16 protein-coding genes and 1 tRNA gene are annotated in these 17,665 nt (G+C 42.1%); 6 read left to right on the top strand and 11 right to left on the bottom strand.

The window, feature by feature from the left end:
- The first annotated feature begins 75 nt into the window (after positions 1–75).
- Positions 76–612 (top strand): shikimate kinase, encoded by a 537-nt coding sequence (locus Q8N22_01330; protein MDP3052580.1) that lies wholly within the window; start codon positions 76–78, stop codon positions 610–612.
- Positions 613–645: 33 nt separating this feature from the next.
- Here the strand turns inward: Q8N22_01330 and Q8N22_01325 are convergent, their stop codons facing one another.
- From Q8N22_01325 to Q8N22_01275, 11 genes are all read right to left on the bottom strand, one after another.
- Positions 646–1,092 (bottom strand): hypothetical protein, encoded by a 447-nt coding sequence (locus tag Q8N22_01325; protein MDP3052579.1) that lies wholly within the window; start codon positions 1,090–1,092, stop codon positions 646–648.
- Between the two features lie 138 nt (positions 1,093–1,230).
- A complete protein-coding gene (locus Q8N22_01320) occupies positions 1,231–2,211 on the bottom strand; it encodes a hypothetical protein (GenBank protein ID MDP3052578.1) in 981 nt (326 codons plus the stop codon).
- Between the two features lie 161 nt (positions 2,212–2,372).
- Positions 2,373–2,825, bottom strand: coding sequence for a hypothetical protein (locus Q8N22_01315; GenBank protein ID MDP3052577.1), 453 nt, complete (start codon positions 2,823–2,825; stop codon positions 2,373–2,375).
- A gap of 250 nt (positions 2,826–3,075) precedes the next feature.
- Positions 3,076–3,163, bottom strand: a tRNA-Ser gene (locus Q8N22_01310).
- A gap of 19 nt (positions 3,164–3,182) precedes the next feature.
- The gene (locus Q8N22_01305; GenBank protein MDP3052576.1) at positions 3,183–3,863 is read right to left on the bottom strand and encodes a GGDEF domain-containing protein; all 681 of its coding nucleotides are present in this window, start codon (positions 3,861–3,863) and stop codon (positions 3,183–3,185) included.
- Between the two features lie 159 nt (positions 3,864–4,022).
- The gene (locus Q8N22_01300; GenBank protein ID MDP3052575.1) at positions 4,023–4,925 is read right to left on the bottom strand and encodes a M48 family metallopeptidase; all 903 of its coding nucleotides are present in this window, start codon (positions 4,923–4,925) and stop codon (positions 4,023–4,025) included.
- A gap of 29 nt (positions 4,926–4,954) precedes the next feature.
- Positions 4,955–5,518: a LemA family protein gene (locus tag Q8N22_01295; GenBank protein ID MDP3052574.1), complete on the bottom strand. Its 564-nt coding sequence runs from the start codon at positions 5,516–5,518 to the stop codon at positions 4,955–4,957.
- A 110-nt stretch (positions 5,519–5,628) separates the two neighbouring features.
- Positions 5,629–6,444, bottom strand: coding sequence for a thymidylate synthase (locus Q8N22_01290; GenBank protein MDP3052573.1), 816 nt, complete (start codon positions 6,442–6,444; stop codon positions 5,629–5,631).
- 11 nt (positions 6,445–6,455) lie between these two features.
- The gene (locus Q8N22_01285; protein ID MDP3052572.1) at positions 6,456–6,923 is read right to left on the bottom strand and encodes a dCMP deaminase family protein; all 468 of its coding nucleotides are present in this window, start codon (positions 6,921–6,923) and stop codon (positions 6,456–6,458) included.
- A gap of 145 nt (positions 6,924–7,068) precedes the next feature.
- Entirely contained in the window at positions 7,069–8,709 is a 1,641-nt protein-coding gene (groL, locus tag Q8N22_01280; GenBank protein ID MDP3052571.1) for a chaperonin GroEL, read from the bottom strand.
- 8 nt (positions 8,710–8,717) lie between these two features.
- Entirely contained in the window at positions 8,718–9,008 is a 291-nt protein-coding gene (locus tag Q8N22_01275) for a co-chaperone GroES (protein MDP3052570.1), read from the bottom strand.
- Between the two features lie 313 nt (positions 9,009–9,321).
- Between Q8N22_01275 and Q8N22_01270 the strand changes: the two genes are divergently transcribed.
- The 5 genes from Q8N22_01270 to Q8N22_01250 all read left to right on the top strand — a co-directional run bounded on the left by Q8N22_01270 (position 9,322) and on the right by Q8N22_01250 (position 17,660).
- Positions 9,322–9,981 (top strand): DeoR family transcriptional regulator, encoded by a 660-nt coding sequence (locus tag Q8N22_01270; protein MDP3052569.1) that lies wholly within the window; start codon positions 9,322–9,324, stop codon positions 9,979–9,981.
- Positions 9,982–10,117: 136 nt separating this feature from the next.
- Complete coding sequence (locus tag Q8N22_01265; protein MDP3052568.1) at positions 10,118–10,480, top strand: hypothetical protein; 363 nt, start codon at positions 10,118–10,120, stop codon at positions 10,478–10,480.
- Positions 10,481–10,611: 131 nt separating this feature from the next.
- Positions 10,612–13,926, top strand: a complete 3,315-nt coding sequence (locus Q8N22_01260) for a peptidoglycan-binding domain-containing protein (GenBank protein ID MDP3052567.1) — start codon at positions 10,612–10,614, stop codon at positions 13,924–13,926.
- Positions 13,927–14,005: 79 nt separating this feature from the next.
- Complete coding sequence (locus Q8N22_01255; GenBank protein MDP3052566.1) at positions 14,006–16,330, top strand: O-antigen ligase family protein; 2,325 nt, start codon at positions 14,006–14,008, stop codon at positions 16,328–16,330.
- A 7-nt stretch (positions 16,331–16,337) separates the two neighbouring features.
- Complete coding sequence (locus tag Q8N22_01250) at positions 16,338–17,660, top strand: O-antigen ligase family protein (protein ID MDP3052565.1); 1,323 nt, start codon at positions 16,338–16,340, stop codon at positions 17,658–17,660.
- Positions 17,661–17,665: the final 5 nt, after the last annotated feature.

The following is a 17,665-nucleotide window of genomic DNA, read 5'->3' as shown; positions in this document are numbered from 1 at the left end:
ATTTTAGCCCTCAAGCCGGCAGAAATCAACTTTTCATTGAAAAACTATTTTAAAGGATTTAAAATTAGCTTAATTATGAAAGGGATCACTCTTATAGGAATGCCCAGTTCGGGGAAATCAACGATAGGAAAGCTGTTGGCCGAACGTTTGAAATGGAGATTTATTGATTTGGATGATTTAATCAAAAAAGAAGAAGGAATGACTGTCAACGAAATTCTTAAGCAAAAAGGCGAGAAAGAATTGTTGCGATTAGAAAATAGTTATACGTTAAGACAAGATTTTTTCGATGTCGTATTCTCTCCGGGCGGCAGCATAATCTATTCAGACGAAGCAATAGGAAAATTAAAAAAAGATACAATGATTATTTATTTAGAAACTCCTTTGAAAGATATTAAAAAACGCATAGAGAGACATTCAAAAAAAGAAGCGGTCGTAGGTCTTAGGGAGAAAGGAATAGTTAATTTATTTGAAGAAAGAGCCCCGATATATAAATTAAACGCAGACCATATTATTGATTGCTCGGTTTTCAACCGGGATTCGGGCCATGGCTCCTTAATTAATTATATTATTTCGTTATTATCAGTTCCAATAAATAATCCGCCTAAATTGTAAGGCGGATTATTTGATTAAATTTTATGAATTCAATTATTGCTTAACGCCGCTAAGAATTCCGGTGCAGGTTGAAGAGTAGTCTGTCTCGTTTTGGGTTGTGCTTATAGTCGCTGTGCCATTGGCAGTATATTTATAGGCGTTGCCTGATTTGGAGAATTTATAATCGGCCGTAACCTTAGTGGTTATACCTTGATTAGTTATCTCCTCGCTTTGAGTCGCTTTGCCGCGCTTATCAATATCAAAACTCTTTCCGGTTTGCTCATCCACTATTTTATTGCCGCTGACAATAATAATTGTGTCCATCGGAATAGTGGTAAGGTTTGGGAAATTGCCCTGGCAAGCCAAGTTTCCGGTCATAGTATAAGTGCCGTCCCAAACAACTGGTTTGCTATTTTTGACCAGCAGATACCCGCCTACGCCCAACGCTACTACTATAATCACTATTATCAAAATTAATAACCCTTTTTTGTTAATTTTCATGTTTTTTATAAAATTATAATAACTAGAGCTATTTTCGACCTTTGTAATTTATTACAAAATAATTATAGCATTTTTTTTAAAAAAATAACCCGCCAGAGGTCTTGCGACATGACGGGTTGTTGAATTTGTTTATTTTTTCTACTGAGCGGAGGTAGTCGCCGAAGATGCTTTTGCGGCGGGAAAATATTCTTCAAGCAACCGTAAGAGCAACGGCTCAACTATTTTATTTTTAATATCAGAAAGCGTTGCTAAATGCGCGCGTCTTCGGAAAAATCGCGGCTTTCCCAAAATATAAAGAGTGAGCCAACGAGCGGAACAAGAAATTGCTTCGTGAGTTCCGGCATGATCAAGCTGCATACTCTTCGCGAAATCGGAAGCAATAAAATCTGCTGCTGTGCCTGCCATGGAGACAACTATGTTGTCGGAATAAGCTTCGTCAGCGCCCTTTTCAATAAGATCTAAAAGGATTTTTTCAACCTTATCCATTCTTATGCAGTGTCGCGGCAGACCCTGAGATTTCGCGTAAGAAACCAGCAAGCGCTCAAATCTGGAGATTTTTTTATCTTGTCTAAATTTTCTTGCGTCAACTTCATCGGGATTTTCAATCCCGGCATCAGCGAACTCTTGCCGCCATTTAATTGTTCCGGCTTTGACTTCGTAACTGATCGGGAAAAGGCTTGGTGAGAAATCCTGTCCCTGGTTATCAAGGATTGCTCTTATTATTGTTTCAGGAACCGGCATCGCCATAATTTCTTTATATGTTTGATTTCCGATTTTTGCGATAATCGGTTTAACATATTTTTCTCTGTCGGAATCGCTGATTCTATGGCATCCCGCGGAATAGGCGGCGCAAAAATCGTGTTTTTTTATAACATTGAGACGCCGAAGTATTTCCGTAGCGCGCCAAGAGACGATGAGATTCCGAGGTTGCCAAAGTCCCCAAGAATATATTTTGCCGTCTTCAAAAAGAATACCGGCGCCGCATTCATTGCCGAAAGCGCTTGATGGATCCCTTCCGTCATACACTATAGGGGTGCATTTAACCGGGTTATCGCCTCTGCCCTCAACTACAGCCATAAACGGTTCGTTCTTGAAATAAATCTTCCCTTTTGTATCCATTAATTACCTCCTTTTCTGTTTTTAATGTGCGTTTTCAAATTCAAGCTTATCTTTAAGCTTGTTCCTATATAACAGTATAAAATAGATGGAAAGTCAAGAAACGCCAAAAATTAAAATCCCGCCGAGAGCGGCGGGTTCGTTTGCCGGTAAACAGGGGATTTCTAGCTTTCTATAATTTCTATTCTGGTTTTTTGGACGCCGAATTGCTTGGCTTGCTCGGTGGTCGGGAACCAGATATCAATTTTATGGCTGTTTTTTTTGGCCATCCGGTCTTTGACCGTGAAAATTTTATCGCCATAAAGCTCCGGAAGTCTGATTCTAGTGTTAAATGCCAAAAAATTGCAGGCCACGATGCCGTCTTCAACCAGAGAACCAGAAGCGGTGATAAATGGCGTGGAGTCGGTCTGTTCAGGCGTGCTGGAGTAAGCGGTTATTATTATAACATTGATTTTTGGGTCAATTTGGGGGATTGAGGTTGCTTGGGCTTCTATCGTGGAATCGGGTTTTACTAGGTTTTTGCTAATCATTTCCTTAAGCGCCAAATTAGGCAAAAACAGGCTAGGTGCCAAATTAAAGAAGATTAATGAGGCCAAGAGCTTATGTTGTTTGTTCATATTTATATTTTTTTTGCCTGCGCAGGCAGGGTTTTTTCCAATAAAAAATCCCCGTTTAAGGGATATAGGCATATACTAACATATATTGCTTTGTTTTGTCAACCCCGTTAGAAGTCTGATTTTATGTGGCATAAAGCTAATTTTAGACAGGCTTTATTCTTAGTTATAGCCCGCTATTGCGAAGCAAAAAAATTTTCATAGAAAATTTTTTTGCCAAAGACTTCTAACGGGGCCAATAGAGAGAAATTGGTGGCGGAAGGGGCGAGATTCGAACTCGCGGTACCTTGCGGTACACGATCTTTCCAGGATCGCCAGTTAAACCGCTCCTGCACCCTTCCATTACAAACACAAAAGCAATTATATAACGTCTTTATTGTTGTAAACAACTACCGAGTCCTTGCCTTTTTTCTTTTTTGCTTCATACATGGTCATATCGGCTCTTTCAATCAATTCGTAGAGTTGGTTTAAAACTTTTTCTTCCGCCTGACGTTTTTTAGAAGACGCGGAAGAAAGGCCGTGGAACTGGGTTTTTTTATGATAGCCTACAATTCCGAAGCTGGCGCTCATTTGTCTGTTTTTTATTTTTACCGTTTTAAGCTTATTCTTTAATTTTTCCGCGATGCCGTAAGCGGTTTTTTCGTTGGCGCCGGCCAAACCGATGACAAATTCATCGCCGCCCCAGCGGCCGACAATATCCAAATCTCTTACCGAATCCCGAAAGATTTTAGCCGCGGTTTTTAAAACTTTATCGCCGAATTTATGGCCGTATTCATTATTGATCATTTTAAAATTATCAAGATCAATAAAAATCAACGAAAAATATTTGAAAGAAATTTTACGTTTTTCAGAAATCTTTTTTAATATCTTGATTTCTTTTAAAAATTTTTCCGCCTCCCGGATAAATCCCCGGCGATTATAGAGCTCGGTTAAAGTATCTCTTTCGGCTAAGGCAGAAAGTTCCTTGATTTCCGTTTCCTGCAGCCTCACTAATTTCTCCAAATCTTTTATTTTATTTGTAAGGTTGATTTTTTTGTTCATTTTGCCATTTACTATTGTAATTCCACGATCGTGGAATTACAATAGTAAATTATTATTATCTGGAAATACTTTATCAAAAATTCCCGATTTCATTGAGCTCCGACTTTGTCGAGAGTCCTCGATACAATCGGGAGATTCTCGACAAAGTCGGAGCAAATATTAAACGCTCATCTCGCGTAATGCCTTGATTCGTTCCTTTACTGGTGGATGGGTCATAAAAAGCTTAGTAAACCAGGATTCCCGGGTTTTGCCCTTGAAAGGATTTTCAATCCAGAGATGCGAAGTGGTGTTGTTGGCTATTTTCATCGGCGTAGGGTCTTGCGATATTTTTTCCAAAGCCTGGGCTAGGCCCTCCGGGTAGCGGGTCAGGAGAGAGCCGGAAGCATCGGCTAGGAATTCTCTTTTTCGGGAAATCGCCAGTTGCATCAAAGCGGCGGCTATGGGCGCCAAGATCGCAAATATTATTCCTATTAAAAATAAGACTCCTCCGCCTTCATTGCGATTGTTTCGGCGCCCGCCCCGGTTCCAAAACATTGAACGGATAAACATATTTGAAATCAAGGAAACAAAACCGACCAAGACCACCACGGCGGTTGAAAGTAAAATATCCCGGTTGCCGACATGGGATAATTCATGGGCGATAACGCCTTCCAGCTCCGCGCGGTTTAATTTAGCGAGCAATCCTGAAGTGACCGCAATCACGCTGTGTTGAGGATTGCGGCCGGTAGCGAAAGCGTTAGGCGACGCTTCATTGACTAAATATATTTTTGGAGTAGGCAGGCCGGCGGTGATGGCTAAGTTTTCCACGATATTATAGAGTTCGGGGTTGTCTTTTCTCTCAACCGGAATTGCCCGCGCCATCGCCAGGACGATTTTATCCGACTGCCAATAACTTATCAGCGACATTAATACGCTGAAAATAACGGCAAAAATTAGAATCGCCGAGCTGTCAAAAATATATGAAAAAAACCAGCCGAGGCCGATGACGACAATTAAAAATCCCGTGAACAAAAACCAGGTTCGGCGAATATTGGATTCTTGATGAGAGTAAAGAGAGGCCATAATTCTTATGAGCCGTTAATGCTTAGTGGCTAAAAACTAACTTTCACCGGTTCTTTTTCCGTTTCCGATTCCAAGCCGAAGAATTCTTCTTTTTTGAATCCGAACGAACCGGCGATTAAATTAGCCGGAAAGGTTTCAATGGCGGTGTCAAAATCCCTGACATTGCCGTTGTAAAACCGGCGGGCCGCTTGGATTTTATTTTCGGTATCGGTCAATTCTTGCTGTAACTCCAAAAAATTGGCGTTGGCTTTCAAATCCGGATAATTTTCAGCCACTGCGAAAAGCGTTTTCAAGGTGCCGGAAAGGGCATTTTCGGCTTTAGCTTTTTCGTCTTTTCCGCTGGCGCTGATGGCTTGAGCCCGGGCTTCGGTTACTTTTTCAAAAACCGTTCTTTCGTGGGTCATATAGCCCTTGACCGCTTCCACTAAGTTGGGAATAAGGTCATAGCGCCGTTTCAGTTGAACTTCAATATCCGACCAGGCCTCTTTTATCCGGTAACTTTTTTTGATTAATCCGTTATAAGTCAGGATAATCCATAAAATAATAACAGCGACGATGGCGATAATAATATTGGTTAAAGAAAAATAATTCATATTCTTTTATTTTAATATTAAAAGTTGCGACCTTGCGTTTATCTTATCATAAATTTTTGAAATTAAAAAGCGCCGCGGATTTTCATCTGCGGCGCCGTTGTTTCTATTTTTTAGCGCTTTTCTTCTGCCAAACGCTTTTCCAGGAATTTTTCATCTTTTCCCAGTCTTAGCAAGGCGTATGGCCAGGCATATTCGTAGATATGTAAATCCTTGCTTGAGACGACCAGTTGGCCGTCTTCTACGCCTATTCTTTCAGCCATATGTTCTTTCAGCAACTGAATTCCGCCGAGATTAGTAGGAAAGCCGGCCCATAAATCCCAGCTTCGGAAGTAAACCCAGAAATGCAGTTTGTTATTTTCAATCCAGGTGTCAATTCCGCGCAGGCATTGCGAGCTGGTTTTTATTTCGTTGTTTTTATTCCAGGCATTTGAAATTACTCTCTCCCACCAGATTTCTTTCTTTACCGGGTCGTAAACAGAAATTTTTTCAACAAGCTCCAATTTGCGTTCGTAAAACAGTATTGATTCCGGTCGGCCGACGGTCATATAGCCATGATTAGTTTCATGCCCCGCTTTTTTGTAATATTCCACTAGCCATTCAATTTGCCACCAGATATCTTCGCCGTAGGTATAATGTTCGCTCGCCGTTTTGTCCGGACTGCAGAGATAATCAAAATACTGGTTGATGTATTCTTCGTTTGTCGGCGGGATGACAGAGGACCCTTCGGGCATCAATGGGGCAAGCGGCCTATGACCGGGATTATGAATTTCCGCAATAATCGGCATTCCCGCGCGGTGCGTTTTTTCAAAACTTCCGGCGCTGATAAGATATATCCTTCCTTTCTCAATTACCGTTTTTACGCATTGATACCAGGCATCGTCAAGATCGCTAGCGAACACATGAGCTACTAATTGTCCATTAACCATTTCCCACCTCCTTAGATTTTCTTTTTTCTTACCAAAATTTTGTGGCGGCTAAAAAGTTCTTTCGCGAGGCTTTTGTCTTCGTCGCCGTATTCTTTGAGGTAAACGAATTCTTTAATGCCGAGATTCACCAACACTTTGGCGCAATCGTAGCAAGGCGAATAAATACAGTAGACGGTTGAACCGCGCAGATTTATTCCTTCAGACGAGGCATTGGCGATGGCGTTTGTTTCGGCATGGGCGCCGCGGCATAAACCGGAACCGGCAGGCAACCTTTTGCCGTTTTTGTCTTCTTTAGCGCAGCCGACTTCAGTGCAATGAGGTTCGCCGCTCGGCGGGCCATTATAACCTCCCGATAAAATTCTTTTGTCTTTAGCGAAGACAACGCCAACCTTGAAATGTTTGCAGGCGGACCTTTCCGCGTATAATTGGGCAACGCTCATAAAAAAATCATCCCAACTTATTCTTCCTTTATTTTCCATAACAACATTATAGTTTTATTTTTAAAATGCTACAAGCATAAAAACAGAAAAATTCCGCGCTGTCAAATAAAGATGCCGAGTAAAAAACAAAAACGGAGGCAATCGCCTCCGTTTTGAGATGTTTTCAGTAATCCAGCCGAGAAATTTAGTAATCTTCCATTCCCATCGGTGGCTGACCGGGCATTCGGTCTTTCTTTTCTTCCGGCAGCTCCGCCACCACGGCTTCGGTAATCAAAAGCAGGGAAGCGACCGAAACCGCATTTTGGAGAGCCAAGCGGGTCACTTTAGCCGGGTCAATGACGCCGGATTTTATGAGATTTTCAAATTGGCCGGTAGCGGCGTTAAATCCGAAATCATCTTTGCCTTCTTTGACTTTATTTAAAACAACGGCGCCGTTATAGCCGGCGTTTTCCGAAATTTGTTTCAAAGGAGCGCAAATTCCTTCCAAAATTATTTTAGCGCCGACAATTTCCGCCAGTTGGCTTTTATCGTATTTATCTATTAATGCCTCCACGGCCTTGGCGGTTCTGACCAGAGCCACGCCTCCGCCGGGGACAATTCCTTCGTCAATGGCGGCTTTAGTGGCGGCCACGGCGTCTTCAATCCGGTGCTGTTTTTCTTTTTGTTCCACTTCGGTGGCCGCGCCCACTTTAATGACGGCGACGCCGCCGGAAAGTTTGCCTACTCTTTCCTGAAGATGTTCGCGGTCAAATTCGGAATCGGTTTTTTGGATTTGAGCTTTTAATTGAGCGACTCTTTTTTCAATTTCCGATTTTTCGCCTCTGCCGCCGACAATCGTCGTATTGTCTTTATTGGCTACCACGCGGTGCGCCTGGCCCAAAGCGATGATGTCGGTGTTTTCCAGTTTGCGTCCGATTTCTTCGGAAATAAATTCGGCGCCGGTGACGGTGGCGATATCCTGAAGCATTTCTTTTTTGCGGTCGCCGAAGCCCGGGGCTTTCACGCCCAAGACATTAAAGACGCCCCGAATTTTATTAACCACTAAAGTTGCCAGCGCTTCGCCGTCAATATCGTCGGCGATAATCACCAGGTCTTTTTTACCGGCTTGAACGAGTTTTTCCAAAAGCGGCAAAAGAGCGCCGATGCTGGAAATTTTTTGGTCAGTCACCAATATATAGGGGTTTTCCATAACCGCTTCCATCCGTTCGGGATTGGTGACCATATAAGCGGAGACATACCCGCGGTCAAACTGCAGACCGTCCACTAATTCTTTGGAAAGCCCCAGGGTTTGCGATTCTTCAACCGTAACCACTCCGTCTTTTCCGACTTGATCAATGACATCGGCGATTAATTTGCCGATTTCCGGGTCGCGGGCGGAAATGGTCGCCACCTGGGCGATTTCTTCTTTGTTGCTTATTTTTTGGGAAAGATTTTTGAGAGAAATCAAAACTTCTTCATAGGCCTTTTCCATTCCCCGGCGCATGGCGATGGGGTCAATGCCGGAAGTGACGTTTTTCAACCCTTCATGAATGAAAATTTGAGCCAAAAGGGTGGCAGTGGTGGTTCCGTCTCCGGCGACATCGTTGGTTTTAGAAGCCACTTCTTTGATTAATTCAGCTCCGAGATTTTCAATCCGATCCTTTAATTCAATTTCTTTGGCAATAGTTACGCCGTCCAAAGTGATAGTAGGCGCTCCGAATCCTTTGTCCAAAACCACGGCCCGGCCGCGGGGACCGAGAGTAATTTTTACCGTGTCCGCCAATTTATCTACGCCGACTTTAAGTTTCGCTCTTGCTTTATCGTCAAATAAAATTTGTTTCGCCATAATTTTGATTATTCTAAAATTGCTAATATATCGTCTTCGTTTCCGACCAAATACTTTTTGTTATCAATTTCAATTTCGTCAGGCCCGTATTTTTTAAATAAAACCATATCGCCGATTTTTACGGTCATCGGCAAGCGTTCGCCTTTTTCATTAAATTTTCCCAGACCGACGGCGACTACTTTTCCTTTGATGGGTTTTTCTTTTTCCGCGTTGTCAGGAAGAACGATGCCCGATTTGGTTTTCAGTTCTTCTTCCAACACTTCAATAAAAACATGATTTGAAAGAGGTTTAAAGTTCATAAATATTTTAATAAATTAAATATCAAAAAACGACCTTTTTGATTTATCAATCTAATCAATTTAAAACCGGTTGTCAACTTCATTCCAAAACTTTTTCCGCCAGCCAAAGTCTTTTCGGTTTTCCGCAAACCAAACTTGCCTTCGAAAACCAGAATAATTTTGCTCCAGCGGCAAAATTTTCTTTTCCCTCGGCGTCCAAACTCCGCTTCGCGGAGACCAATCTTTGGACGCCTGCGGGATATTTTCTCAGACAAGTTTGGTTTGCTTGAAACCTCTTGACATTCAATCATCAAATATAGGATACTGAAGTTTAATGTTATTTAATTTTACTCAAAAGGCCTATGAAATTTGTTATGTCGTTTTTCGTTTGGGAGACGGCATAAAAAATGCCGATTTAAGAACTCGTTTGGAAAAAGCGGGGCTTGATCTCTTGGAAGCCGGTTCTTCAAATAACAATTTGTCTTTAAGCAATTCACTTTCGCTTTTAGAAGTTTTAATGAATTTCAGCCAAGGCATAGGAGAAATAAGTTATCTTCAATCGCAGGTGCTATTGCGGGAAATCGGCAATCTTAATACGGCCGTCAGGCAAAATAATTCGGCAATTGCCGAATTGAATTTAGAAGAGTTTTTCCAAACCTCAACACCAACGCAGAATAATAATGAATCTATAGCTAAATCGGCAATGCCAATGGTAGTTGATAACAAAGTAGACGAAATAGGACAAGAAGAGGCGGCCGTGGTGGAAAAAGACAAGGAAAATGCGGTAATGAGGAAATCGGCAATTATAGATATAATGCGGCAAGTTCAGAATTGCCGGATTAAAGATTTGGTTGCCGCATTCCCATGCACAAGCGAAAGAACACTCCGCTACGACCTTCAGAAATTTTGCGAAGAGGGGATGATTGAACGGGTTGGCCCCGGCGGTCCCGGAACTTATTACCAGCTCAAACCTGCCGTAACTTTCAGCCAATAATTCCGTTCTATTTAATAGTTATCACTATTACGATATGTTCAAGTTTAGTGGTAGCTCAGTTGATATATATTTGGCGTGTAGTATAATAGAAAGGTTCAGAAGTGAGGCTGAACGGTATTTTCATGGAGCATAAAACATGAATCATGAAGCGTATTTTTTAATGTTTCATGTTTCAAGCTTAATGTTTCATGAAGCGAAATCAGTCTCACTTTTCAAAGTGAGATTTTTTATTTACAAAATGAAAAAAAATATAAAATTAAAAAAAAATATCACCCTTGATGATTTGGCTAAGATGGTAAACTCGGGATTTGAAGAGATGAATATAAAATTTAGCAAGGTTGATAAAAAATTTGATTTATTAGAGTACGAAATGAATAAAAGATTTGATCAGTTAGAGGAAATTATTTTCCATGAGTATAAAAACCGTATTGAAAGATTAGAAGATCAATTTAAAGAATTACAAGCAGATTTTCGACAATTAGTGAGTTTTAAAAAATGATACTAGGATTATTCTTCTATTTATTCCGCTAACTAACCTCACAAGCTTAGCGGCGGGTCGATGAATAAAAGTGATAATCTTCCAAAAATTAAAAATTAATAATTCTAAGTCGATTTAAAAATTAATTAAAAATGAGTAGAAAAATTAGTTCAATTGCGATTTCATTGACGACAGCTGTTTTTCTTTCCGGTTCATTGATGATGCCGGTAGGAGCAGCTACCGTTAGCGAACTCCAAACACAGATCAATGCCTTATTGGCATCAATTCAGTTATTACAGACTCAATTAGCTACGGCTCAAGGTACCACGCAAACGACTTCATACACTTTCACTAAGGACCTCACCCTTGGTTCAAAAGGCGATGATGTTATGGCTTTGCAGCAGCTCTTGAATGCTTCAGGATATGCGGTAGCTGCTTCCGGAGCTGGTTCAGTTGGCAATGAAACCACTTATTTCGGTTCATTGACACAGGCGGCTTTGGCGAAATATCAGGCGGCTAAAGGAATTACTCCTCCAGCCGGATATTTTGGACCCAAGACTCGGGCTTATGTTGCGTCAGTGGCTGTAACCACTCCAACAACCCCAACAACCCCGACCACTCCGACAACTCCGGGCGCGCCAGCAGTCACGAACACATCCGTTTCGTTGGCTTCTGATTCCCCGACTGGCAGCGTTATTGCCGGAGCCGGGAATATGGTAGTTGGTAAATTTGTTTTTTCAGCTTTAAGCGCTGCTACTGTTACTGAAATAAAACTCACCAAAATTGGTGTAACCAGCGACAGCAATATCAACAACCTTTACTTGGCGGATGAAACCGGAGCGGTTATCGCTCAATACAATTCTCTGTCAAGCGGAGTGGCGACTTTTTCAGCCACTAAATTGTTTGATATCAGCGCCGGTGCTACCCGCACCATCGCTTTGAGAATGGATTTGTCCACAAGCGCGAGCGCGGGCAACAATATCGCCTGGCAGTTAACTTCAGCCACAGCGGCTGGCGTTACTTTCAGCGGTTTGCCGGTTAGCTCCAACACTTTGACAGTTACTACTGTCACTAATCCTTCTTTGGCGACGGTCACTATTGATCACCAGGCCGTGGGCGCGACCGTTGATGCCGGTACTATGGGCGTCAATGTTAGCAATGCCACTGTCACTGTCGACAACAGCGCGGTTGCTCTTAAAACAATCAAATACACCGTTGTTGGCTCAGTCAGTATGGGTGATTTAAAGAATGCCAAACTGACCCTTAACGGTACTCAGATTGGCTCAACAGTTGCCAGCGTTGGTTCCGATGGGACAGTTGTTTTTGACTTGTCTTCCTCGGATGTCAAGTTACCGACCGGTAACTCCACTTTGGGAGTGTCGGTTGATGTAATGGGCAGCCCAAGCCGGACTATGACTTGGTATGTCTTGAGACCCTATGATATTTATTTGGTTGATAGCCAGTACAACACCGGAATCTCCGGCACTTTTACTGATACCTACTCAACCCAAGTAACCATTGGTACGGGCTCAATCACAGTTTCTTTGGCGTCAGACTCACCAACCGGAAGTATTCCGATTGGCGCTTCTAATGTCACTTTGGCTAAATTCGCCGTATATGCGGCGGGTGAAGCTGTAAAAGTGAAATTTTTGGATGCGACAATTACCGAAGCTGGTAGCGCCACTTGGGAGACCATCGGTAATGTCACCGATGATGTTAAAAACATCAAAATAATTGACGATGCCGGCAATCAGGTTGGTAATACCATCAGCACAGTTGCTGGCGGAACCACCAACGGCACATGTACCTTAGCGGCTACTTCCATAAAGTGTCACTTTGGTACCAGCGCTTCGGCAATCAATTACATTGTTCCAGCGAACACTACCAGAATACTTTCACTTAAAGCTGATATTGGTAGTTCTGCCGACGTTACTTCACTTACCGGCTCTTTGCCTGGTAATGCAAATAACTTAGAGGGTCAAACCTCTTTCGCGACTGCTACCACTGGTTCACGAAGCGGTAGCACTTTGACGGTTGTTTCTTCACCGTTAACAGCGGCTTTGAACACCGCTTTTGGCGCCCCGACTTATGTAGCTGGAGGCAACAACAAGAGAATCGCTTCTTTCACTTTAACCGCTTCTTCAGCTGAAGGCGCTAAAGTTTCAACCTTAACTTTTGACAAGGACGCGTTTACCCTTCACATCCAGAACTTGAAAGTAATGGTTGGAGGCGTTCAATTCGGCGTGACCAAGGCGACAGTCAGCAAGACTGCCGCGGAAACGGCGATGCAATTTTCAGGCGCTATCCCGATTACGGTTGCGGCCGGAGGTTCGGTAATAGTTGATGTTTATACCGACCTTCTTGCCACTGCTGAAACCGAAGCTACTGCTATTGACTTGACTGCTTGGACAGCCACGGGTTTGGTTTCCAACAGCGCCATTACTTTTTCTCCAACCGGTGGAGTTGCCGGTCCGGATGTAACTATTGCTTCCGGCGCTACTTTGACTTTAGCGCTTGATTCAACCACGCCATCGGCAAAACAGGTGGTAATGTCGCAAACCAACAATGATTTGTTCGCCATCAGCTTGGCTGGTAATGCTTACGAAGATATGAAGGTTTCGGCCATCAAATTCTACGACACCATTACCGGAAACACCGCGGGATTAGCTTCATTTGAAAATCTGAAGTTATACAACGGTACGACTTTATTGGCCGGCCCGATGGGAGCGACTGTTGTCGGTACGACAACTTCCACGGTGCTCTTCAGTTTGGCCGCTCCGTTGGTTGTTGCCAAGAACGATACTGTTACCTTAACTCTTAAGGGCGATGTGGCGAGCTATGATTCCGGAGGTTCGAAATCTGTCACAACTCACACCTGGAAAATTAACGCTACTTCAACCGATATTACCGGTATTGGCAGCGACTCTAACACCGCGGCCACTATCAGTGGTTCGGCCGCCAGCGATACCGCTATCACGGTGTATAAAACCAAATTGGCCTTTACTTCCACTTTAATTGGCGCGACATCAGGCCGCACCAGGACAGCAACTGACAATTTGGCAACCATAAACTGGACAGCCAATTCGGCCGGTTCAGTGATATTGGGAACGGTTACCGTTAAATTTACCGGCGTTGCTGTTTCCAGCGGTTCAACCGCATTCAAGGTTGACTTGTTAAAGAGCGACACCACAGCGTTTGGCGGCGCCACACAGCAAACCTGTACTCCGGCTGCCGGCAACACTTGCGATGTTACCTTTGCGCCTACGTTCACTATTTCCAAAGGAGCTACTCAGGCTACTATATTGAGAGTTGATTCTTCCGCTTTCTATGACGTTGCCAGTATGAGTGAATCACTGTCAGTAACCATTAATGGTGCCACCGATGTCACATGGAATGATGGAATAAATGGCAGTCTTCCTATAGAAGCCAGCGTTGTTCCGTTCACTATTGCTGACGCGCAATACTAATCCGACCCTTGAGACGGATTTAGGAACCAAAAGCCGCCGAAAGGCGGCTTTTGGTTTTCCTGTGATATAATTAATTTTAATGAAAAAAGAAATTTTGATTAAGGTTATTAAGTTTTTGCTTTATGCCGTTCTTTTTATCCCTTTAATTTTTAGCCGGAGCTTGATGTACCCTTTTAATACGCTCAAGGTTTTTGTTTTTTTCTCCCTGATGGAAATCATTTTCGCTTTGTGGCTTGGTTTGATTATTTTTCACAAAGAATACCGGCCGCGATTCACGCCCTTAAAAATAATCCTTGGTTTGTTTTTCATTCTTTTAATTATTTCCTCAATCTTTGGCCTTGATTGGCATCGGAGCTTATGGTCGGTTCAAGCCCGGGCTTTAGGGCTAATAGCGCTTTTTCATTTTGGAGCGCTGTTTATCGTTCTCTCCGGTTTATGGCGGGAAATTAATTGGAAAAAATATCTTGGTTTTTCTTTTATAGTAAGTTCCATAATTGCCCTTACCACTATCGGCGTTGGGTTGAAATTAATAGACGGCAATTTATTTATAACTTCCAATATCCGGCCCGGCGTTTTTTTTGGCAACTCTTCTTTCACGGCTTCTTACATTTTTTTCCATATTTTTATCGGCCTTTGGCTGTTTTTTGAATTTTTGCGGAAAGGCGCCAATAAAATTATGCCAATTTTAATTGGGATTTTGACCATGCTGAATGTTTGGGCGATATTTCTAACGGAAACAAGAGCGGCGCTTCTGGGCGTTATGATAGGAATTATTTTTTTGCTTATTTATTTTTCGGTTTCCCGCCGGCAAAATTTCGCGGATATTCCGGTTTTTTCCAAATTAAGTATTCGGAAATTATCAGCGTTTTTTTTGGTAATTATCATTGTTTGCATCGGCGTTTTTTGGTTTACCCGAACCGCTCATTTCTGGGAAAAAATTCCCAGTTTAAGGCGGGCTACCGAGTTTTTCGCTTTGAGCCGGCCCGCAGAAACGGAACCGCGTTTTATTGCCCTAAAAATAGGGTGGCAATCGTTTTTGGAGCGGCCAATTTTGGGATTCGGTTTTGAGAATTTTAAGTATCCATTTGACCGCCATTATGACCCCCGCCTTTTGAGGTTTGATTTTAGCGGGACTTATTGGGACAAACCCCATAATGTTTTTTTGGAATATCTGATTAATACCGGTATTCTTGGTTTTATGGCTTACTTGGGAATTTTTATTGTTGCGTTTAAAAAGCTGATAGGTGCTGATAAAAAGCTGATTTATGCGGATAAAAATATCAGCATCAATCAGCCAGAATCGGCATTAATCAGCGCATCGCCATTTTTAATGGCGATGTTGATAGCTTATTTAGCGCAGAATTTTTTTCTTTTTGACACCTTTGGTTCTTATCTGATGTTTTTTATTTTACTGGCTTTTATAGATGGGAATTATAAACACAAAGATGACGCAAACGAAAATAAAATAGAAAAAAAACAAAATTTGCCGAATTCTTATATCAAAGCAATTGTTATCGTTTTGTTGGTTTTGGTGTCGTTTATCCCCATTTATTTTGTAAATTACAAATCGCTTTACGCCAATAATCGCCAATACTGGGGATTAAACTATTTTCTGAACCGTATGTCTGCTTCGGCTCTTGTTGCTTACGCCCAGTCTTTGTCCACCCCTAATCCGTATACCAATGACATCAGAAAAGATTTTGCTTCAGCAGTTTCCGATATTTATTCCCAAGGAATATTTATTCCCGAAATTGAAAAGGTTTCCGCCAAAGCGATGTCGGAATTGGCTTTAGCGATTAATAGCCAGCCGAATGATGGTGCTTTGCGTTTGACTTTTGCCAATTTAAGTTCAGTCTTTTATGTTTTCAATTCCGCTTATTTGAAAGCAGGGGAAGAGCAAGGCGCGCAATCCTTGAAATTGAGCCCTCAACGGCAGGAAATTTATTACACTTTGGCGAAAATTAAAGTCATCGAAGGCGAAAAATCTGCGGCGGTTGAATTGATGAAAAAAGCGGTGGAGCTGGACCCGGAAGCGGCTGACCCGCATTTTTACTACGGGTTTACTTTACTTGAAGCCGGCGAAAGAGAACTTGGCTTCGCCGAAATAGAACGAGCCAAAAAATTGGGACGCGGACCGCAAAACAACGGAGAAGCGAGAGTGCTTGGTAATTATTATGGAGACGCCGGTGATTACGAAAAAGCTATTTATATGTATCTGACCGCCATAAGCTATAATCAAGATGATTTGGATTCGCAGCTTAAGCTGGGAATGGTTTATTTTTATTCCGGCGACCGAGGTAATGCTCGCTTTCGTCTAAAACAGATCTTAGACGCTTTGCCGGAATTTAAAAAATCGCCGTCTTTTGAAACAGTTAAGCCGATTATTGAAGATTTAGGCTTGTGATGGTTATATGATTAATTTATTTTCAAAACTTTCAAAATTTTTCCTTTATTTGGTGCCTTTTACTGTTTTGATTGTTTCCCGAAGCACTCTATTTCCTTTTATTGTCGGCAAATATGTCTTTTTCCGGGTAGTGGTGGAATTAGCCCTGATATTTTTTCTTTGGGCTTGGGTGAGGGGAGAATTTCAATTTTCAAAGTTAAAATTAAAAATTTTAACCCCCTTGGTAATCGCGGTTTCGGTTTTTACTTTGATATTTTTGCTGGCGGGATTTTTAGGTTATGATCCTTCCGCTTCTTTCTGGTCCAATTTTGAGCGTGGAGAAGGCGGATTGCAGATGCTGCATCTTTTTATTTTCTTCGTTTTATTAGGTTTACTCTTTAGAGATGAAAAGGCCTGGCGGAGAATGTTTATTGTTTCGGCGTTGGTGGCGGTTTTGGTAATTGCCTATGGATTCGCCGCCGCTTTGAAAATATCTGGTTTTATAGGTCCTGGTATTTGTGAGCGGTTCGCCGGTTCTTTGGGAAATTCGGCTTACATCGGCACTTTTATGATTTTCGCTTTGTTCTACGCCGGCTATCTGCTTATTAATGGCCTGCGCCAGTCCGCGTCCGGTCCGCATAAGTTTGCGTCTTTGAAAAAATGGCTTTGGGGGAGTTTAATGGTTTTATTTTTGATAATTCTGATTTTTTCCGGAACCCGGGGAGCATTTTTGGGATTGGCCGCCGGTGTTTTAGCCGGTTTGTCTTATCTCTTTTTCCGTCTGCCATCCGGCCGCGTCCGGAAAATAATTTTGTTTGTAATTATTGTTTTGATAATTTTTGGATGGCTAGGATTCAAATATCGCAGTTCCATAGATCTAATGCCTTTTTGTAAAAATGAAGGCCAGGGTGGAAATAGAATTTTGGATATCAATTTAAGCACCGAAAATTTACAAACGCGATTTTTTCTCTGGAAACAATCAATTAAAATTTTTGAAGAAAGGCCGATTCTCGGCTGGGGGCCGGAGAATTTCAGTCCGGCTATTGAAAAATATCATCTGCCGCAATTTACGGTTTGGTTCGACCGCGCTCACAACATTTTTTTCGATTATTTGACAACAACCGGCATTTTGGGGCTGTTAAGTTATCTTTCAATTTTTATTGTTTTCTATTGGCAATTTTTAAAAAAGATGCGCAAATCAGCGTTAAGTCCGTATCAGTCCGCGCTGATATTTGCTCTCCCTATAGCTTATTTGGTTCAAGGCGTTGTTCTCTTTGAAGTTTTGCCGATTTACATTAATCTTTTCCTGTTTTTGGCCTTTGCAAATTACAAATTTAATAATAAATTTTAAAATTA

This window comes from bacterium (assembly GCA_030693325.1).
Classification (GTDB): Bacteria; Patescibacteriota; Minisyncoccia; order UBA6257; family MFKM01; genus MFKM01.
Note: the sequence above shows the minus strand (reverse complement) of the source record. Positions and strands in the feature narration are given on the sequence as shown.